This is a genomic window from Streptomyces hydrogenans, from assembly GCF_014656075.1.
In the GTDB taxonomy this organism is placed as follows: domain Bacteria; phylum Actinomycetota; class Actinomycetes; order Streptomycetales; family Streptomycetaceae; genus Streptomyces; species Streptomyces hydrogenans.
On record NZ_BNBS01000014.1, the window covers coordinates 1 to 19,207 of the forward strand.

Genomic DNA, 19,207 nt, shown 5'->3' on the forward strand with positions numbered 1-19,207 from the left:
CCCCGGCCGCACGCCGATCGCACGCACCGGACGACCCGGCCTGATCCGACGCCAAGGGGCAGACAGGCCCTAGATCCCCAGCTGCTTCGTCGCGTTCAGCAGCTCGATCGCGTCCGGCTCGCCCTCCAGGCCCACCTTCGCCACCTCGGTCCGGCCGTACAGGTACATCGTCAGCTCGCCCGGCTCCCCAGAGACCGTCACCACCGGGGTGCCCTTGTGCGCGACCACCGTCTGGCCGTTCGGGCGGCGCAGGACCAGGCCGACCGGGGCCTTGCGGCCCAGCAGCCGGGCGCCCCTCTCCAGGCGGGACCAGAGGGCGTCCGCGAAGACCGGGTCCAGCTCCCGGGCCGACCAGCCGGGCTGGGCCCGCCGGACGTCCTCCGCGTGGACGTAGAACTCGACGACGTTCGCACCCTCGTCCACCTGCTTGATCGTGAACGGGGAGAAGCGCGGCGGACCCGTGCGGACGAGCTGGACCAGCTCCTCGTACGGCTTCGCCGCGAACTCGTCCTGCACCCGCCGCAGCCGCTCCTTCAGCGCCGGTACGAGCGTCCCGGCCGCCGCGTCCGGCCTCCGTTCCCGCACCACCACGTGCGCCGCGAGGTCCCGGGTCGCCCAGCCCTCGCACAGCGTCGGGGCGTCGGGGCCGGCGGCCTCCAACAGATCAGCGAGCAGAAGCCGTTCACGCCTGGCATGGGTCGACATGCCCGCCAGCGTACGACCGCGCCGCGCCGTCCGCCCAGTGGACGCCCCGCCGGACACGCTCCCGCGCCACGGCACAATGGCGCCATGAGCAGCACGCCCCGGACCCCCAGCGACCTCGACCCGGCCATCGCCGCCCGCCTCAAGCGCAGCACCGACGGCCTGGTCCCCGCCATCGCCCAGCAGTACGACACCGGCGAGGTGCTCATGCTCGGCTGGATGGACGACGAGGCCCTCCACCGCACCCTCACCACCGGCCGCTGCACCTACTGGTCCCGCAGCCGGAACGAGTACTGGGTCAAGGGCGACACCTCCGGGCACGTCCAGCACGTGAAGTCGGTCGCCCTCGACTGCGACGCCGACACCCTCCTCGTCAAGGTCGACCAGGTCGGCGCCGCCTGCCACACCGGCGCCCGGACCTGCTTCGACGCCGACGTCCTCCTTCCCGCATCCGAGTAGGGTCTGGCGCCATGGATCTCGAGACCTTCCGCAAGCTGGCGGCCGACCGCCGCGTCATCCCCGTCAGCCGCAAGCTCCTCGCGGACGGCGACACCCCGGTCGGGCTCTACCGCAAGCTCGCCGGCGAACGCCCCGGCACCTTCCTCCTCGAATCCGCGGAGAACGGCCGCAGCTGGTCCCGCTACTCCTTCGTCGGAGTCCGCAGCGACGCCACCCTCACCGTGCGGGACGGCGAGGCCCACTGGCTCGGCACCCCGCCCGTCGGCGTCCCCACGGACGGCGACCCGCTGGCCGCGCTGCGCGCCACCGTCGAGACCCTCCACACCCCGCGCGACCTGGCCGGCGGCCTGCCGCCCTTCACCGGCGGCATGGTCGGCTACCTCGGCTACGACATCGTCCGCCGCCTGGAGAAGATCGGCGAGCACGCCCGTGACGACCTGGAGCTCCCCGAGCTCACCATGCTCCTCACCAGCGACCTCGCCGTCCTCGACCACTGGGACGGCTCGGTCCTCCTGATCGCCAACGCGATCAACCACAACGACCTGGAGACCGGCGTCGACGAGGCGTACGCGCACGCCGTCGCCCGCCTCGACGCGATGGAGGCCGACCTGGCCCGCCCGGTCGCCACCACCCCCGTCGCCCTCCCCGCCTCCGAGCTGCCCGAGTACTCCGCGCTCTGGGGCGGCCCGGCCTACCAGGACGCCGTCGACGACATCAAGGAGCGGATCCGGGCCGGCGAGGCCTTCCAGGTGGTGCCCTCACAGCGCTTCGAGACCCCCTGCGCCGCCTCCGCCCTCGACGTCTACCGGGTCCTGCGGGCCACCAACCCGTCCCCGTACATGTACCTCTTCCGCTTCGAGAACGGCTTCGACGTCGTCGGCTCCAGCCCCGAGGCCCTCGTCAAGGTCGAGGACGGGCAGGCGATGGTCCACCCCATCGCCGGCACCCGGCACCGGGGCGCCACCCCGCAGGAGGACCACGACCTCGCCGAGGAACTGCTCGCCGACCCCAAGGAGCGCGCCGAGCACCTCATGCTGGTCGACCTCGGCCGCAACGACCTCGGCCGGGTCTGCGCCCCCGGCTCCGTCGAGGTCGTCGACTTCATGTCGATCGAGCGGTACTCCCACGTCATGCACATCGTGTCCACCGTCACCGGCCGGGTCGCCGAGGGCCGCACCGCCTTCGACGTCCTCACCGCCTGCTTCCCCGCCGGGACCCTCTCCGGCGCGCCCAAGCCCCGCGCGATGCAGATCATCGAGGAGCTGGAGCCCTCCCGGCGCGGCCTGTACGGCGGGTGTGTCGGTTATCTCGACTTCGCCGGCGACTCCGACACCGCCATCGCCATCCGCACCGCCCTGCTGCGCGACGGCACCGCGTACGTCCAGGCCGGAGCGGGTGTCGTCGCCGACTCCGACCCGGCCGCCGAGGACGCCGAGTGCCGCAACAAGGCCGCCGCCGTGCTCCGCGCCGTCCACACCGCCAACCGGATGAAGGGTTCACCGAGGCCGTAGGGGATAGTGGGTACGTGAGCGCCGTACCCGTACCCCAGCCCCGAGCCGCCCGCGCGGCCGTCACCTCCGGCGGTCGGCGGAGCCTCGCCCTCGCCCTGCTCCTCGGTGCCCTCGGGGCCACCGTCGTACTGCTCTCCGCCGGCCAGATCTGGGCCGAGGGCACCGCGTCGGTGGCCGGCGGCACCGTCCCCGTCGAAGCCGACGGCGGCACCGTCACCGGCGTCCCGACCGCCCTCGCGATCGTCGGCCTCGCCGCCCTCGTCGCCGTCTTCGCCGTCCGCCGGGCCGGCCGCACCCTCGTCGCCGGGCTGCTCGCCCTCAGCGGCGCGGGCGCCGCCCTCGCCGCCTTCCTCGGCGCCTCCGACAGCGACGCCCTGGACGCCGAGGCCGCCCGGATCAGCGGCGACACCGCCGCGGCCGTCGCCGGCCTCACCCATACGGCCTGGCCGTACGTGGCCGCCGCCGGCGCCCTGCTCATCCTCGTCGCCGGCCTCTTCGCCCTCCGCTACGGCAAGAGCTGGCCCGCGATGGGCGGCCGCTACGAGCGCTCCGGAGCGCCCCGTCCGGGACGCCGTCCCGCCGCCGGCGACCCCGACCGGCCCGAGGACCTGTGGAAGGCGCTCGACCGCGGCGAGGACCCGACACACGACGCGTGATCGTCCGGGACCCCCCGAGTCACCTCCGCGGGGCCATGTGCGGAAGAATGACGCCGTCATCACATGACAGCCGTCATTCGACGTCACCACCGAGCAACATCTACGAGGAGCAACTCATGGCGGGCAGCGCCCACGGACACACCCCGGCCGCCTGGACCGGTGTCATCATCTCCTTCATCGGCTTCTGCATCGCCGGAGTCTTCATGGTGGCGGCGAACGTGACCGGCTTCTGGGCCGGCATCGGCGTCATCCTCCTCGGCGGCGTCGTCGGCCTCGCGATGAAGGTCGCCGGCCTCGGCATGCCGAAGGAGTCGCAGGCCGTCGCCGCGGCCCGCGAGACCGCGAGCGCCGCGGCCCGCGCCCGCGCCTGAACCCCCAGGTCCGCCGCGTGACGCGCGCGGACCCGAGAACCACTCGAACGGCGCAGTCCGGCACGTCCGGACTGCGCCGTCGTGCGTCCCCGGACGCCCCGGGCGACAATCGCCGCGTGACCGCCGAGCCGACGCCGCAGACCGCCCCGCACTCCCCGCCCGACCCGCCGTACCCCCCGGGCCTCCGGGAGGCCGAGGAGTTCCGCCGCCGCCCCCTCGGACGCCGGCTGCTCGCCCCGCTCGCCACCCTCGCCGGAGTCGGCGCCGCCTTCGCGTACGTCGGCGCCGTCGACCCCAACGAACCCGGGCACTACCCCGTCTGCCCGCTGCTCCGCTTCACCGGCCTGTACTGCCCCGGCTGCGGCGGGCTGCGCGGCGCCCACGCCGTCGCGCACGGCGACCTCGCGACCGCTCTCGGTGCCAACGCCCTCGCCGTCGCCGGCTACGCCGTCTGCGCGGTCCTCATGGTGGTGTGGCTGGTTCACGCCGTCCGCGGCGCGCCGACCCGGATCGCCGTGAGGCCCGCCTGGTGGTGGGCGATCGGCGCGCTGACCGCCCTTTTCACGGTGATCCGGAACCTCCCGTTCGGCTCCGGGCTGGCACCCTGAAGTCCCAGCAGTTGGGACGCCGCGCCGCTCGATGCGGAGCCGAAGCCCACCTGCGGATACCATCGACGTGGCTGAACCGTGTTCATCAGGTTCCCGTGGAACCGTCACCGTCCCGGAAGGGGGCCTCTCGCGTGAGTGTGCTCGACGAGATCATCGAAGGCGTGCGCGCCGACCTCGCAGAGCGGCAGGCGCGGGTCTCCCTCGACGAGCTCAAGGAACGGGCCGCCAAGGCCCCGCAGGCCAAGGACGGGGTCGCCGCGCTGCGCGGCGAAGGCGTCACGGTGATCTGCGAGGTCAAGCGGTCGAGCCCGTCCAAGGGAGCCCTCGCGGCCATCGCCGACCCGGCCGGCCTCGCCGCCGACTACGAGGCGGGCGGCGCCGCCGTCATCTCCGTCCTCACCGAGCAGCGCCGCTTCGGCGGCTCGCTCGCCGACCTGGAGGCCGTGCGCGCGCGGGTCGACATCCCCGTCCTGCGCAAGGACTTCATCGTCACCGCCTACCAGCTCTGGGAGGCCCGGGCGTACGGAGCGGATCTCGCGCTCCTCATCGTCGCCGCCCTGGAGCAGGAGGCCCTCGTCTCCCTCATCGAGCGCGCCGAGTCCATCGGTCTCACCCCGCTCGTCGAGGTCCACGACGAGGAGGAGGTGGAGCGCGCGGTCGACGCCGGCGCCCGGATCATCGGCGTCAACGCCCGCAACCTCAAGACGCTCCAGGTCGACCGCTCCACCTTCGAGCGGGTCGCCCCGGAGATCCCGGACCACATCGTCAAGGTCGCCGAGTCCGGCGTCCGCGGCCCGCACGACCTGATCGCGTACGCCAACGCCGGCGCCGACGCGGTCCTGGTCGGCGAGTCGCTGGTCACCGGGCGCGACCCGAAGACCGCCGTCGCCGACCTCGTCGCCGCCGGCGCCCACCCCGCCCTGCGGCACGGCCGGAGCTGACCCGACCGGGACCCCGCGCCGCGCCGTGCCGACCGCCCCGGGCTCCGCAGCCCGCGGGCCGGTCGGCGTGCGCGCGGTCGCCGTGGCCGCCCACGCCCGGCTGGCCCGCGGCTGCCGGCCCCGGGGCTGCCGGGCGCCCGCCCGCCGGGTCCACGGGCGCCGGGTCCGCCACTGCATCGGCTCCGAGCCGGGCACGGTCCCGGGCATGCGATGGCGCCCCCGCCCCACGCGCGCGACCTCCTGACGGACCCCGTTCCGTTGTGGGCATACGTTCCGCAGGGGCGGAACGGGTGGGCACAACGGAACGGCGCCCCCTGCCGGGCCAAGGCTTTCCGCGCCTGGACCCGCACCCGCTGTACGACGCCGTACGGGTGCGGGGCCAGGCCCGGAAGCGGAGGCACCCGGTAACGGTGCCGTTCCGTTGTGCCCGCCCGTCCCGCCCCAGCGGAACGATTGCCCACAACGAAACGGCGGCGGCACCGCCACGCGCGCGCGTACGAAGCGAGTCACGTCCTTTCACGACCGCATCGCCCCGCGAGGAGCAGCATCCGCATGACCAGTGAGTTCTTCATCCCGGACCCGGAGGGTCAGGTCCCGTCGCCCGAGGGGTACTTCGGCGACTTCGGCGGCAAGTTCATCCCCGAGGCCCTCGTCGCCGCCGTCGACGAGGTCGCCGTCGAGTACGAGAAGGCCAAGAACGACCCCGAGTTCGCCCGCGAGCTCGGGGACCTCATGGCCAACTACACCGGCCGCCCCAGCGCCCTCACCGAGGTGCCGCGCTTCGCCGAGCACGCCGGCGGGGCACGGATCTTCCTCAAGCGCGAGGACCTGAACCACACCGGCTCGCACAAGATCAACAACGTGCTCGGCCAGGCGCTGCTCACCAAGCGCATGGGCAAGACCCGGGTGATCGCCGAGACCGGCGCCGGCCAGCACGGCGTCGCCACCGCCACCGCCTGCGCCCTCTTCGGCCTCGAGTGCACCATCTACATGGGCGAGGTCGACACCCAGCGCCAGGCCCTCAACGTGGCCCGGATGCGGATGCTCGGCGCCGAGGTCATCGCCGTGACGTCCGGCAGCCGCACCCTCAAGGACGCCATCAACGAGGCGTTCCGCGACTGGGTGGCCAACGTCGACCGGACGCACTACCTCTTCGGCACGGTCGCCGGACCCCACCCCTTCCCCGCGATGGTCCGCGACTTCCACCGGGTCATCGGCGTCGAGGCCCGCCGCCAGCTCCTGGAGCGCGCCGGACGCCTCCCCGACGCGGCCATCGCCTGCGTCGGCGGCGGCTCCAACGCCATCGGCCTCTTCCACGCCTTCCTGCCCGACACCGGCGTCCGGCTGATCGGCTGCGAGCCGGCCGGCCACGGCGTCGAGACCGGCGAGCACGCGGCCACCCTCACCGCCGGCGAGCCCGGCATCCTGCACGGCTCCCGGTCGTACGTCCTCCAGGACGACGAGGGCCAGATCACCGAGCCGTACTCGATCTCGGCGGGCCTCGACTACCCGGGCATCGGCCCGGAGCACTCGTACCTCAAGGACACCGGCCGCGGCGAGTACCGCGCGGTCACCGACGACGCCGCCATGCAGGCGCTCCGTCTGCTCTCCCGCACCGAGGGCATCATCCCGGCCATCGAGTCGGCGCACGCGCTCGCCGGGGCCCTTGAGGTCGGCAAGGAGCTCGGCAAGGACGCGCTCCTCGTCGTCAACCTCTCCGGCCGCGGCGACAAGGACATGGACACGGCCGCCCGCTACTTCGGGCTGTACGACGGGGAGGGCTCGAAGTGACGACCGGAAACATCCAGCTGCTCGCCGACACCCTGGAGCGGGCGAAGGCCGAGGACCGGGCCGCGCTCATCGCCTACCTCCCGGCCGGCTTCCCGACCGTGGACGGCGGCATCAAGGCGATCAAGGCCGCCTTTGACGGCGGCGCCGACATCGTCGAGGTCGGCCTCCCGCACAGCGACCCGGTCCTGGACGGCCCCGTCATCCAGACCGCCGACGACATCGCCCTGCGCGGCGGCGTCCGGATCGCCGACGTGATGCGCACGGTGAAGGAGGCCCACGAGGCCACCGGCAAGCCGGTCCTCGTCATGACCTACTGGAACCCGATCGACCGGTACGGCGTCGAGCGCTTCGTCCGGGAGCTGGCCGAGGCCGGCGGCGCGGGCTGCATCCTGCCCGACCTGCCGGTCCAGGAGTCCGCGCTGTGGCGGAAGCACGCCGACGAGCACGGTCTCGCCACCGTCTTCGTCGTCGCCCCCAGCAGCAGGGACGAGCGGCTCGCCACCATCACGGCGGCCGGTTCCGGCTTCGTCTACGCCGCCTCCCTCATGGGCGTCACGGGCACCCGCGCCTCGGTCGGCGAGCAGGCCGCCGACCTGGTCCGCCGCACCCGCGTCACCGCGAAGATCCCGGTCTGCGTCGGCCTCGGCGTCTCCAACGCCGCCCAGGCCCGCGAGGTCGCCGCCTTCGCCGACGGCGTCATCGTCGGCTCGGCCTTCGTCCAGCGGATCCTCGACGCCGACGGCGACGAGGCCGCCGGGCTCGCCGCCGTAAAGGAACTGGCGGCCGAACTCGCCGAGGGCGTGCGCCGCACCTCGTAGCGCGCGTAGTCCATTCGGGTGGACATCGGACCGGGGAGGCGCGGACGCGCCTCCCCGGTTCGTTGCTGTGGGCGTGAGCGAGAAGAACCGTGACGGTAGCAACAAGAGCGCGCGGGAGCGCCTGCAGCAGCAGCGCGAGCGCGAGAAGGCCCGCGAGAAGCAGCGGCGCGTCCTGATCGTGACGGCGGGAGTGGTCGGCGTCCTCGGCCTCGCCGCCGTCGTCGGGGTGATCGCCGCGAGCGGCGACAAGGACACCGGGTCCGACAAGGCCGGGCCCGTCGTCGCCCCCGCCGGCTCGATCGAGGGCGACAAGCCGGCCATCCCCACCGGCAAGGCCGACGCCCCCTCCACCCTCCAGGTCTGGGAGGACTTCCGCTGCCCGGCCTGCGCCCAGTTCGAGAACGTGATGCGGGACTCCATCCACGAGCTGGAGGCCGCCGGCGCGCTCAAGGCCGAGTACCACCTCGCCACCCTCATCGACGGCAACATGGGCGGCAGCGGCTCGCTCCGGGCGGCGAACGCGGCGGCCTGCGCCCAGGACGCGGGCAAGTTCACCGCGTACCACGACACGCTCTACACCAACCAGCCGCAGGAGACCGACGACGCCTTCGGGAACAACGCCAAGCTGATCGAGCTGGCGGCCAAGGTCCCCGGCCTCGACACGCCGTCCTTCCGCTCCTGCGTCGAGGACGGCACGCACGACAGCTGGGTCGAGAAGTCCAACGAGGCCTTCCAGGCCGGCGGCTTCCGCGGCACCCCGTCGGTGCTGCTCAACGGAGAATCGATCTTCCCGACCAAGGGCGGCGAGCAGATCTCGCCGGAGAACCTGAAGAAGTGGGTCGCCGAGGCCAACAAGGGCAAGAAGCCCGGCACGGCCTCCCCTTCGGCGGGATAGCGGGACGGAAGGTTACCCAGAAGTTGCCGTGCGGGCTGCCGGTCCGCCCGCCCGGCAGGGTAGCGTCGGACCTGCCATGGACCTTGCCTACATTCCCAGCCCGTCGACCGGTGTCATCCACCTCGGACCGATCCCGCTGCGCGGCTATGCCTTCTGCATCATCCTCGGTGTCTTCGTCGCCGTCTGGCTCGGCAACAAGCGCTGGATCGCCCGGGGCGGCACCGCCGGCACCGTGGCCGACATCGCCGTCTGGGCGGTGCCCTTCGGCCTCGTCGGCGGACGCCTCTACCACGTGATCACCGACTACCAGCTGTACTTCAGCGAGGGTGAGAACTGGGTCGACGCCTTCAAGATCTGGGAGGGCGGCCTCGGCATCTGGGGCGCCATCGCCTTCGGCGCCGTCGGCGCCTGGATCGGCTGCCGCCGCCGGGGCATCCCGCTGCCGGCGTACGCGGACGCCATCGCGCCCGGCATCGCCCTCGCCCAGGCCATCGGCCGCTGGGGCAACTGGTTCAACCAGGAGCTGTACGGCAAGCCGACCGACCTGCCGTGGGCGCTGAAGATCACCGAGAGCGCCAACCGCGAGGCCGGGCTCTACCACCCGACCTTCCTCTACGAGTCGCTGTGGTGCGTCGGCGTCGCCTTCCTCGTCATCTGGGCCGACCGCCGCTTCAAGCTCGGCCACGGCCGCGCCTTCGCCCTGTACGTGGCCGCCTACTGCGCCGGCCGCGGCTGGATCGAGTACATGCGCGTCGACGAGGCCCACCACATCCTGGGCCTGCGCCTCAACGTGTGGACCGCGATCATCGTCTTCGTGCTCGCCGTGGTCTACATGGTGGTCTCGGCGCGGGTCCGCCCGGGCCGCGAGGAGATCGTCGAGCCCCGCTCCCGCAAGCCGGTCGAGACCGGGAAGACGGACGACGACGCCGAGGACGCGGGCACCGGGAAGGCCGCCTCCGACGCCTCCGACGACGCGGCCGCCTCCGACGACGCGGGCGACTCCCACGACGTGGAGAACGGGGCCGGGAACGGCGCCGGATCGGCCGCCAAGGGCTGACGCCCCTTCCGCACGGACGACGCGAGGGCCGCCGGGACCGAAGAGGTCCCGGCGGCCCTCGCGCGTGTCCTGGCCCGGACCGGTGTGCGGGGGCCGGGCCGGGTCAGCCGACGCGCTCGACCAGGTCGAGGACCCGGTGGGCGCCCGCCACCACCGCCGCGTCCACGAACCGGCCGTCCGCCAGGGCCAGCGCGCCCCGGTCGGTCTCGGCGGCCGCCACCACCGCGCGGGCCGCGTCCACCTCCTGCGGGGTCGGCAGATAGGCCCGCTCGATGACCGGCAGCTGCCGGGGATGGATGGCCGCCCGGCCGAGGAAGCCGAGCGCCCGGCCCCGGGCACAGCCGGCGGCGAGCGCGGTCAGGTCCCCGATGTCGGCGTGCACCGACTGCACCGGCGGCGGCAGCTTCGCGGCCCGGGCGGCGACCACGATCCGGCTGCGCGGCCAGTCGAGCCCGCTGTCGTCCCGCACCCCCAGGTCGGCGCGGAGGTCGGCCTCGCCGAGGGAGAGGCCGCGGACGGCCGGGTGGGCGGTGGCGATGGCGTACGCCTGCTCCACGGCCAGCGCGTTCTCCAGGAGCGGATAGAGCGGGAGGCCGGGCGCGAGCTCGCTGATCCGGTGGATGTCGGTGGCGTGGGCCACCTTGGGGACACGGAGACCGCCGAGGCCGGGGAGGGAGGCCAGGACGGGGATGTCGCGCGGGGTGTGGATGCGGACGTGCACCGGGACCGGGTGGGCGTCGGAGAGCAGATCGACCGTGGCGTCGAGGGCGTACGCCTTGCGCTCCGGGGCGACCGCGTCCTCCAGGTCCACGATGACGACGTCGGCGCCGGAGCCGAGCGCCTTGCCGACCACGTCGGGGCGGTCGCCGGGGGCGTACAGCCAGGTGAGGGGGAGACGGCCGCGGTGCCGCCCGCCGTTCGCGGCGGCCGGGGTGCTCATACCGCCCCCTGGGCGCGCAGGGCGCTGATCTCGGCCGGGGCGAAGCCGGCCGCGGTCAGGACCTCCTCGGTGTCGGCGCCGTGCGGGCGGCCCGCCCAGCGGATCCCGCCGGGGGTGTCGGAGAGCCGGAAGAGGACGTTCTGCATGCGGATCGGGCCCAGCTCCGGGTCCGGGACCTCGGTGACCGTGCCGAGCGCCTGGTACTGCGGGTCGTCGAGGACGTCCCGGACGTCGTAGACGGGGGCGATCGCCGCCTCCGCCTTCTCGAAGGCGGCCATGGCCTCGTCGCGGGTGTGGCGGGCGATCCAGCCGCCGACCGCCGCGTCGAGCTCCTCGGCGTGCGCGGCCCGGCCCGTGCCGTCGGCGAACCACGGCTCGTCGATCAGCTCGGGGCGGCCGACCAGGCGCAGCACCCGTTCGGCGATGGACTGCGCCGAGGTGGAGACGGCCACCCAGGAGCCGTCGGAGGTCCGGTAGGTGTTGCGGGGGGCGTTGTTGCGGGAGCGGTTGCCGGTGCGCGGCTGGACGTAGCCGAGCTGGTCGTACCAGAGGGCGTGGGGGCCGATGACGGCGAGCATCGGTTCGATGATGGCCATGTCGACGACCTGGCCCTGGCCGGTCGTCGTCCTGGCGGTGAGCGCGGTCATCACCGCGTACGCGGTGGCGAGGGCGGCGACCGAGTCGGCGAGGCCGAAGGGGGGCAGGGTCGGCGGGCCGTCGGGTTCGCCGGTGATCGCGGCGAAGCCGCTCATCGCCTCGGCGAGGGTGCCGAAGCCGGGGCGGTGGGCGTACGGGCCGAACTGGCCGAAGCCGGTGACCCGGGCCAGCACCAGACGGGGGTTGACCGCGGACAGCTCCTCCCAGCCCAGGCCCCAGCGTTCCAGGGTGCCGGGGCGGAAGTTCTCCACGATCACGTCGGCGTCGGCGGCCAGCCGGAGGAGGGCGTCCCGGCCGCCGGGGGTGGACAGGTCGAGGGTGACGGTCCGCTTGTTGCGGCCCAGCACCTTCCACCACAGGCCCACCCCGTCCTTGGCGGGGCCGTGGCCCCGGGACGGGTCCGGCTTGCGGGGGTGCTCGACCTTCACGACGTCGGCGCCGAAGTCGCCGAGCATCATGGCGGCCAGCGGCCCGGCGAACAGCGTCGCCAGATCGAGGACGCGCAGCCCCTCCAGGGGCGGGGCGGGGGAGGGGGCGGTGGTCATGCGGGATCGGCCTCCAGGGACGAGGGGGTGCCGAGGGCCGTGTCGATCTCGGTGCGGTACGGCATCGAGGTCGACGCGCCCTCGCGCCGGACGGACAGGGCGGCGGCCGTGCCGGCCCAGGCCAGCGCCTCGGGCACGGGACGGCCCTCGCCGAGGGCGACCGCGAGGGCGCCGACGAAGGTGTCGCCGGCCGCGGTGGTGTCCACGGCCCGCACCTGGGGCGCGGGCACGGCGAGCAGGTCCGCGCCGCGCGCCGCGTAGAGGCAGCCGGCCGCGCCGAGGGTGACGACGACCTCGGGGACGACTTCGAGGAGGGCGAGCGCGGCGGCGTGCGGGTCGGCGCGGCCGGTGAGCGCCGTGGCCTCGTGCTCGTTGGGCACCAGCAGGTCGGTGACGTCGAAGAGTTCCGGTGGCAGCGGCTGGACGGGGGCCGGGGTGAGGACGGTCCTCACGCCGCTCCGGCGGGCGTGCGCGGCGCCGTCGACGACGACGGAGAGCGGGAGTTCGAGCTGGAGGAGGAGCAGGTCGGCGTTGGCGATCAGGGCCTCGTCGCCGTGGCTGAGGGAGGTGACGGTGCCGTTGGCGCCGGGGACGACGACGATGGCGTTGCCGCCCTCGTCGTCCACGACGATGTGCGCGGTGCCCGAGGGGCCCTCGACGGTGCGGAGCAGGTCGGTGTCGACGGAGCAGTGCTCCAGGGTGTCGCGGAGCCGGTATCCGAAGTCGTCGGAGCCGACCGCGCCGATCATGGCGACCTCGCCGCCCGCGCGGGCGGCGGCGACCGCCTGGTTGGCGCCCTTGCCGCCGGGGATCGTGCGGAACGAGCGGCCGGTGACGGTCTCGCCGCGCGCCGGGGCCTTCGCCACGTAGGCCACGAGGTCCATGTTGGTGCTCCCGAGCACCACGATGCTGGTCATGGGCGTACTGCCTCCAGGTGGGTCAGGTCGGCGAGCGCGTCGAAGCCGATGCCGTCGAAGGACGGCACCGAGGTCGCGAGCCGGTTCTTGAGGGGGGAGGTCCAGCGGTCGGGGAGCCGGTCCGGGTGGCCGGCGAGGAGGCCGGCGACCGAGCCGGCGGTGGCGCCGTTGGAGTCGGTGTCCCAGCCGCCGGAGACGGCCGCGCAGATCGAGCGGGTGAAGTCGCCGTCGGCGTGGGTGAGGGCGGCGGCGAGCAGCGCGGTGTTCGGCACGGCATGGACCCAGTGGTACCCGCCGTACCGGGAGTGCAGCCGGTCCACGACGGCGTCGAGGTCAGGGGTGGCGCGGGCGGTCGCGATGCCGTACCGGACGGCCTCGGCGAGCCGGGAGCGGGGCGGGACGACGGAGAGGCCGGCGGCCAGCGCCCGGTGGACGTCGCAGCCGCCGCCCGCGGCGGCGGCCACGGTGGCGGCGACGAACATCGCGCCGTGGACGCCGTTGCCGGTGTGGCTGAGGACGGCGTCCCGGTGGGCCTGGGCGGCTGCCGCGGCCGGGTCCCCGGGGTGGGTCCAGCCGTGGACGTCGGCCCGGATCTGGGCGCCGATCCACTCCCGGAAGGGGTTGCGGCGGACGGCGGTCAGCGGGGGCTCGATGCCGTCCAGGAGGTTGCGGTAGGCGATCCGCTCGGCGGTGAAGGCGCGGCCGGCGGGGAGTTCGTCCAGCCAGAGGCGGGCCACGTCGGCGGTGGTGAAGCCGCGGCCGTGGCGGCGGAGGAGGAGCAGGGCGAGGAGGGGGTAGTTGAGGTCGTCGTCCTCGGGCATGCCGTCGATCGTCTCGGCGAGCGAGGTGGCGGCGGAGCGGCGGTTCCAGGGGTGGGCCGCGAGCAGTTCCGGTGGCACCCCGCGGGCGGTGAACCAGTCGTCGAGCGGCCAGTTCCCGGCGGCCCGGGCGAGCGCCCGGATCGCACCGAGCGGCAGCTTCTCGACGGGCTTGCCGAGCAGGCACCCGGCGGCGCGGCCCAGCCAGGCGGCGTGCAGCCGGTCGCGCAGGCCGGGGGCGTACGCCGCTCCGTCGGGCGGCGGGGCGGGCGGGTCGGGGCAGGCGGCCAGGATCGCGTCGAGCGCGGTGGGCTCGGCGTCGGCCAGCGGGGACGGGAGGGCGGCGAGTTCGTCGAGGAGTTCCTCGGCGAGCGCCCGCAGTTCGGGCCGGGCGCCGGGCGAGGCGCCGGCGGCGGCCGGCGCGGGGTGCCCGCCGGCCGCGAACCAGCGGCCGGCGATCTCCCCGGCCTCCCGGCCGTCCTCGGCGGCCTGCCGCAGCTCGTGCCCGACGAGGTCCTCGGGCTGCACCCAGGTGAGCCGTACGGCCTCGGCGCCGGGGGCCGGAGCGCCGGGCGTCACCGGGAGGCGTCCGTCAGGGCGGCGCGGGCGGACTCGTGGGCGCGGCGGCGGGCGGTGTCCCGGGCGAAGACCTCGTGGGCGACGGCGGCGAGGGCCGCGGCCGGGGCGTGCAGGTCCAGCCGGCTGGCCTCCGCGACCCGCTTCACCCACTCGGCGGGGACCGCCGCCTCGCCGTGCAGGGCTCCGGCGACCGCGCCCGCCATGGTGGCGATGGAGTCGCAGTCGCGCCCGTAGTTGACCGCGCCGAGGACCGTGCGGCGGTAGTCGCCCTCGCCGACCAGGAGCATGCCCAGCGCGATCGGCAGCTCCTCGATGGAGTGGAGCCGGGAGGGGCGGCGGGCGTCCAGGCCGGGGTTGCGGTAGTCGGGGCCGACGGAGTCGTACGGGGCGACCGCCTTGCGGAGCGGGACCAGGGCGGACTCGAAGTCGCGGTGCCGGTCGGCGACTTCGGCGACGGCCTCGATCGCGGCGCGGGTGCCGTCCTTCGCGAGGGCGAGGGCGGTGTCGACGACCGTGCGCGCGGTGGCGCCGGGGACGCAGGCCGCCGCGACGGCCGCGGCGAAGACGCCCGCGGCCTCGCGGCCGTACGAGGACTGGTGGGCGCCGGCGACGTCGAGGGCCTCGGCGTAGGCGCCGTGCGGGTCGGCGGCGTTCACCAGGCCGACGGGGGCCATGTACATCGCGGCGCCGCAGTTGACGATGTTCCCGGAGCCGGCCTCGCGCGGGTCGTGGTGGCCGTAGTGGAGGCGGGCGACCAGCCACTTCTCGGCGAGGAAGATCCGCTGGAGGGGGAGGGCCTCCGCCTCCAGCTCGGGGATCCACACGGGGGAGCCCATGAGTTCGGGGACGAGGTGGTCCGCGACCGCGTACGCGTCGAGGTGGTCGCGGACCGTCTCGTACACCCGGATCAGGGCGTGGGTCATCAGGGTGTCGTCGGTGACGTGCCCGTCGCCCTTGTGGTACGGGGCGATGGGGCGGGCGGTGCGCCAGGAGTCGCCGTTCCAGGGGCCGACGACGCCGGTGACCCTGCCTCCGTGGCGTTCGGCGATCTGCTCGGGGGTGTACCCCTCCACGGGGCCGCCGAGGGCGTCGCCCACGGCGGCACCGAGGAGACTTCCGGTGATCCGGTCATCCAGAGTGGGTGTCATGTCGGAATTGTCCACCTGGGGGCGCCGGTTCCGTGGCTCCCAGGAGCCCGGCGAGTTCCACCAGGTCGGTTCCGGCGAGCCGGGGCAGCGCGCAGCCGGAGAGCGTCCGGCAGGCGTCCCGCCAGCTCGCCGGGACCGAACGGCCGCCGCCCAGCGCGCCGGTGAGCGCGCCGGCCAGGGCGGGCGCGGAGTCCGCGACCCGGGACAGACAGGCCGCGGCCGGGACCGCGGCCGTCATCGCGCCGCGCGCGGCGACGGTCAGGGCGAGCGCGACGGGGACGGTCTCGGCGGCGGCGATGCCGTAGCTGTAGACGTGGTCGACGATCTGGTGCTCCAGGAGGGGGACCAGTTCGAAGGCGGAGTCGGCGGTGCGGGCCAGCTTCACGGCGTGGCGGGCGTTGCGGCCGATCTCCGTGACCGGCGGGAGCTCGGCGACCGCGGCCTCCACGGCGGTCTCGGCGTCCGCGCCGCCGAGCGCCGCGGCGACCGCCGCCGCGGTGGCCCGGGCGCCGTGCACGCCGTCGCCGTCCTGGGTGTACCGGGCGTCGAACTCGGCGAGTTCCGCGGCGACGCGCGGGTCACCGGGGTGGACGACCGCGAGGACGGCGGCCCGGACGCAGCCGGCGTCGTCGAAGTAGTGCGGGTTGTCGTGGCCGGTCGCGGGCGGGCGCAGACCGGTGGCGAGGTTGCCGAGCCCGGCGCGGACCGAGATGCGGGCGCGCAGCGGGAGGACGGCGGACTCGATCTCGGGAGCGCGATCGGCCGCGGCGGCGATCTGGCCCGCGAGGTGGTTCCAGGCGAGGTCCACGGCGGCGCGGAGGCGGCGCTCGCGGGGGAGGGCGGCGAAGAGGGGACCGGCGGCGGCCAGGACCGCCTCCGCCGTGAAGGCCGCCCACTCGGCGTCGTCGGACGGGCCGAGGCGGAGCGGCTCGGGGGGCTGGTTCAGGGCGATCGGCACGGGGAGGGTGGTCGTGGCGTTCTGCTCCGCGAAGGTGTCGAGCTCGCGGGTGAGGCGGCGGGTCCACTCGGGCATCCGGGCGGCGCGGTGCCGGGCGGCGGGCCAGCCGGCGGCGTCGCCCGCGGCGAGGCCCAGGAGGAGGCCCTCGATCCTGTCCCGGTCCGCTTCGGTCCGGTCCGTCTCGGTCCGGTCCGTCTCGGCCTGGGCGGTCGGCCGTGGTGCCTCCCGTGGAGTCGCCCAGGCGCCGGCGGTACGTGTCGTGTCGGCGCCCGGCACCGGGGCGGGGTGCGGCGGGGCCAGGCCCTGCGTGTCGGCGCCCGGCACCTGGGGCAGGGTGTCGACGGCCGGGACGGTGCCCGGCACTGGAGGCTGTGCCCACCCTCCCCCAAGCTCTCGGCTCCGCTCGGGCAGGGGGGACCCCCCTCGCCCCGCGGAACGCCTGCCCACAGCGGGGGCGGCGGGCGCGCCTGAGGCGGCGGGGGCCACGGGGGTGCCGGGAGCGGTGGTGGGGACTGCGAGGGTGCCGGGAGTGCCGGGAACGGCGGGCGCGCCGGGAACGGCGGGAGTGGTGGCGGTGAGGGGTGCGGGGGTGCCGGGAGTGGCGGGGGTGGTAGCCGCGGGGGCCACGGAGGTGCCGGGAGGGGTGGGGGTGCCGGGAGCGGCGGGCGTGGGGGCCACAGGGGTCACGGGGGTCGCTGGGGTGCCGGGAGTGGTGGCGGTGGGGTTGGTCGGGTCGGGGTTCATCGGGGGTGCTCCGGGGTGAGGAGGTCGGCCACGTCGAGGACGTGGTAGCCGCGCATGGACGGGAGGCAGCTGCCGGTGACGGGGGTGATGGCCGTCGCCCAGGCGTCCGGGATCGCCGAGACGCCGCCCGCCGCGCCGGCCAGCGCGCCGGCGACCGCGGCCGTGGTGTCGGCGTCGCGGCCCATGTTCACGGCCGTGAGGACCGCGGTGCGGAAGTCGCCGCGGGCCGCCGCGAAGGCGCCGAAGGCGAGGCCGACCGCCTCGGGGGCGAGGTCGGTCCAGGGGTAGCCGCCGATGACGACCGCCGAGCGGACCTGGCGTTCGCGGGTGAGCGGGTCGGGCTGGACGCGCTGCGCGGCGACCACCGCGCGGCGCAGGGAGCGGGCCGTCCAGGAGTCCATCGGGATCACCGAGAGGGCCGCCGCGATGACGGACGTGACGGTCGCGCCGGACATCGCCGCGGCGACGCCCGCGGCGACGGCCTGGCCGCCGTAGATGCCCTCGCCCTCGTGGCTGACGCTGCCGTCGATGGCGACGAGCCGGGCCGCCTCCTCGGGGCGGCCGGCCGCGAAGACGCCGAAGGGCGCGGCCCGCATGGCCAGTCCGTCGGACCAGGCGTGGCGGTGCTGGGCGGAGATGGGGGCCGCCAGTCCGCGCCGGAGGTTCTCCAGGGTGCCGCGCTCGGAGAAGCCCGCGCCGCGGAAGGGGCCCTCGTCGAGGTCGGCGATCCAGTGGTGCCAGGCCCGTTCGACGTGGGCGACGGTGAGGGCCGAGCCGTGCCGGGCGAGCAGCAGCGCGGAGAAGATCGCGTACTCGGTGTCGTCCGTGCCGGCCGGACGGTCCGTCAGGAAGCCCTCGATCCGGCCCCACCGGCGGCGGATCTCGGACGGCTTCATGTTCTCGGCGGGGGCGCCCAGCGCGTCGCCGACGGCGAGGCCGAGCAGCGCCCCTCTCGCCCGTTCACGGGTGTCGCATGTCGTGGTCACCATCTCCGCGCGCGCCCTCTCCTCGGTGCGGGGCACCTCTTCGGCGGTACCCCCTCGCCTGGATCTGTGCCACGGCGGGCCGACGACTCGCCGGTGGGCCGCTTCTGTCACCCGTCTGTCGGTGGCTCGTACGGGGGACGCCGGTGGCGTGCGGGGGTGTTGACCTGGTGTCAGGCAAGGCTTCCCACACTGAGGCGGGCCTTACTAAGTACGGCCTGCCTTGCTGGCGCGCCCCTTACATCGCGCGTATTTTCGAGGGTGTTGGGGGCGGCGGGTGCGACCCGGCCCGCCGGAACGAGGGGAGAACCATGTCCATCATCGAGGCCCAGGCACCACTGCACGAGGCGCACCGGGACAACCACACCCACCGCGACGTGAACGGCGGTTGGCTGCGGCCGGCGGTCTTCGGCGCGATGGACGGACTCGTCTCCAACCTCGCCCTGATGACCGGTGTCGCCGGCGGTGCGGTCTCCTCGGGGACCATCGTGATCACCGGTCTCGCCGGACTCGCGGCCGGCGCCTTCTCCATGGCGGCCGGCGAGTACACCTCCGTCGCCTCGCAGCGCGAGCTGGTCCAGGCGGAACTGGACGTGGAGCGGCGCCAGTTGCGCAAGCACCCGATCGACGAGATGGAGGAGCTGGCGGCCCTCTACGTCTCCCGGGGCGTCGAGCCCGCGCTCGCCCGCGAGGTCGCCATGCAGCTGTCGAAGGACCCCGAGCAGGCGCTGGAGATCCACGCCCGCGAGGAGCTGGGCATCGACCCCGACGACCTGCCGTCGCCGGTCGTCGCCGCCGTCTCGTCCTTCGGCTCCTTCGCGCTCGGCGCCCTGCTGCCCCTGCTGCCGTACCTGCTCGGCGCGACGGCGCTCTGGCCGGCCGTGCTCCTCGCGCTCCTCGGGCTCTTCGCCTGCGGCGCGCTGGTGGCCCGGGTGACCGCCCGCGGCTGGCTCTTCAGCGGGCTGCGCCAGCTGGTCCTCGGCGGTGCCGCGGCGGCCGTCACGTACGGGCTCGGCATGCTCTTCGGTGCTGCGCTGTGACCGTCGGGACCCCGTCCCACCTGGTCTGATCCCGCTGTGTGACGGTCGCGACGGAATCCGTACCACCGC

The 19,207-nt window shown here is 74.9% G+C and carries 20 protein-coding genes; 12 read left to right on the forward strand and 8 right to left on the reverse strand.

From position 1 onward, the window contains the following. Positions 1-69: 69 nt before the first annotated feature. On the reverse strand, positions 70-705 hold the full coding sequence (locus IE321_RS08720; protein WP_190222384.1) for a TIGR03085 family metal-binding protein: 636 nt from the start codon (positions 703-705) through the stop codon (positions 70-72). 84 nt (positions 706-789) lie between these two features. On the opposite strand from IE321_RS08720, the gene hisI reads away from it, so the two are divergent. From hisI to lgt, 11 genes are all read left to right on the forward strand, one after another. Continuing rightward, positions 790-1,161, forward strand: coding sequence for a phosphoribosyl-AMP cyclohydrolase (gene hisI / locus IE321_RS08725; RefSeq protein WP_043223190.1), 372 nt, complete (start codon positions 790-792; stop codon positions 1,159-1,161). 11 nt (positions 1,162-1,172) lie between these two features. After that, a complete protein-coding gene (locus tag IE321_RS08730) occupies positions 1,173-2,672 on the forward strand; it encodes an anthranilate synthase component I (protein ID WP_190222385.1) in 1,500 nt (499 codons plus the stop codon). A gap of 14 nt (positions 2,673-2,686) precedes the next feature. Next, positions 2,687-3,328 carry a TIGR02234 family membrane protein gene (locus IE321_RS08735; protein WP_043223196.1) on the forward strand — a complete coding sequence of 214 codons (642 nt, stop codon included), beginning with the start codon at positions 2,687-2,689 and terminating at the stop codon, positions 3,326-3,328. A 116-nt stretch (positions 3,329-3,444) separates the two neighbouring features. After that, positions 3,445-3,699, forward strand: coding sequence for an HGxxPAAW family protein (locus IE321_RS08740; RefSeq protein WP_190222386.1), 255 nt, complete (start codon positions 3,445-3,447; stop codon positions 3,697-3,699). Positions 3,700-3,815: 116 nt separating this feature from the next. After that, entirely contained in the window at positions 3,816-4,307 is a 492-nt protein-coding gene (locus tag IE321_RS08745; protein ID WP_190222387.1) for a DUF2752 domain-containing protein, read from the forward strand. Between the two features lie 131 nt (positions 4,308-4,438). After that, positions 4,439-5,248 (forward strand): indole-3-glycerol phosphate synthase TrpC, encoded by an 810-nt coding sequence (trpC, locus tag IE321_RS08750; RefSeq protein ID WP_043223201.1) that lies wholly within the window; start codon positions 4,439-4,441, stop codon positions 5,246-5,248. Positions 5,249-5,315: 67 nt separating this feature from the next. Continuing rightward, positions 5,316-5,492 carry a tryptophan biosynthesis modulator TrpM gene (gene trpM, locus IE321_RS43160; protein WP_373316612.1) on the forward strand — a complete coding sequence of 59 codons (177 nt, stop codon included), beginning with the start codon at positions 5,316-5,318 and terminating at the stop codon, positions 5,490-5,492. A 308-nt stretch (positions 5,493-5,800) separates the two neighbouring features. Next, positions 5,801-7,039 carry a tryptophan synthase subunit beta gene (trpB, locus tag IE321_RS08755; protein ID WP_043223204.1) on the forward strand — a complete coding sequence of 413 codons (1,239 nt, stop codon included), beginning with the start codon at positions 5,801-5,803 and terminating at the stop codon, positions 7,037-7,039. Continuing rightward, on the forward strand, positions 7,036-7,857 hold the full coding sequence (gene trpA, locus IE321_RS08760) for a tryptophan synthase subunit alpha (protein ID WP_043223207.1): 822 nt from the start codon (positions 7,036-7,038) through the stop codon (positions 7,855-7,857). The genes trpB and trpA overlap by 4 nt, the downstream gene beginning before the upstream one ends. Before the next feature lie 73 nt (positions 7,858-7,930). After that, on the forward strand, positions 7,931-8,752 hold the full coding sequence (locus IE321_RS08765; protein ID WP_043223272.1) for a DsbA family protein: 822 nt from the start codon (positions 7,931-7,933) through the stop codon (positions 8,750-8,752). A 76-nt stretch (positions 8,753-8,828) separates the two neighbouring features. Further along, positions 8,829-9,809, forward strand: a complete 981-nt coding sequence (lgt, locus tag IE321_RS08770) for a prolipoprotein diacylglyceryl transferase (RefSeq protein WP_190222388.1) — start codon at positions 8,829-8,831, stop codon at positions 9,807-9,809. A 103-nt stretch (positions 9,810-9,912) separates the two neighbouring features. Here the strand turns inward: lgt and IE321_RS08775 are convergent, their stop codons facing one another. The 7 genes from IE321_RS08775 to IE321_RS08805 form a co-directional block, all read right to left on the reverse strand. Continuing rightward, entirely contained in the window at positions 9,913-10,749 is an 837-nt protein-coding gene (locus IE321_RS08775; protein WP_190222389.1) for an HpcH/HpaI aldolase/citrate lyase family protein, read from the reverse strand. Beyond that, complete coding sequence (locus tag IE321_RS08780) at positions 10,746-11,951, reverse strand: CaiB/BaiF CoA transferase family protein (protein WP_190222390.1); 1,206 nt, start codon at positions 11,949-11,951, stop codon at positions 10,746-10,748. The genes IE321_RS08775 and IE321_RS08780 overlap by 4 nt, the downstream gene beginning before the upstream one ends. Beyond that, positions 11,948-12,868, reverse strand: a complete 921-nt coding sequence (rbsK, locus tag IE321_RS08785; RefSeq protein WP_043223219.1) for a ribokinase — start codon at positions 12,866-12,868, stop codon at positions 11,948-11,950. The genes IE321_RS08780 and rbsK overlap by 4 nt, the downstream gene beginning before the upstream one ends. Beyond that, positions 12,865-14,265 carry an ADP-ribosylglycohydrolase family protein gene (locus IE321_RS08790; RefSeq protein WP_190222391.1) on the reverse strand — a complete coding sequence of 467 codons (1,401 nt, stop codon included), beginning with the start codon at positions 14,263-14,265 and terminating at the stop codon, positions 12,865-12,867. Before IE321_RS08790 ends, rbsK begins: the two co-directional genes overlap by 4 nt. Further along, positions 14,262-15,413, reverse strand: coding sequence for an ADP-ribosylglycohydrolase family protein (locus IE321_RS08795; protein ID WP_079021945.1), 1,152 nt, complete (start codon positions 15,411-15,413; stop codon positions 14,262-14,264). The genes IE321_RS08790 and IE321_RS08795 overlap by 4 nt, the downstream gene beginning before the upstream one ends. After that, entirely contained in the window at positions 15,394-16,734 is a 1,341-nt protein-coding gene (locus tag IE321_RS08800; protein WP_308439703.1) for an ADP-ribosylglycohydrolase family protein, read from the reverse strand. Before IE321_RS08800 ends, IE321_RS08795 begins: the two co-directional genes overlap by 20 nt. A 377-nt stretch (positions 16,735-17,111) precedes the next feature. Then, the gene (locus IE321_RS08805; protein ID WP_043219237.1) at positions 17,112-18,104 is read right to left on the reverse strand and encodes an ADP-ribosylglycohydrolase family protein; all 993 of its coding nucleotides are present in this window, start codon (positions 18,102-18,104) and stop codon (positions 17,112-17,114) included. Positions 18,105-18,409: 305 nt separating this feature from the next. Between IE321_RS08805 and IE321_RS08810 the strand changes: the two genes are divergently transcribed. Beyond that, the gene (locus IE321_RS08810; protein WP_043219239.1) at positions 18,410-19,138 is read left to right on the forward strand and encodes a VIT1/CCC1 transporter family protein; all 729 of its coding nucleotides are present in this window, start codon (positions 18,410-18,412) and stop codon (positions 19,136-19,138) included. The last annotated feature ends 69 nt before the right edge of the window (positions 19,139-19,207 follow it).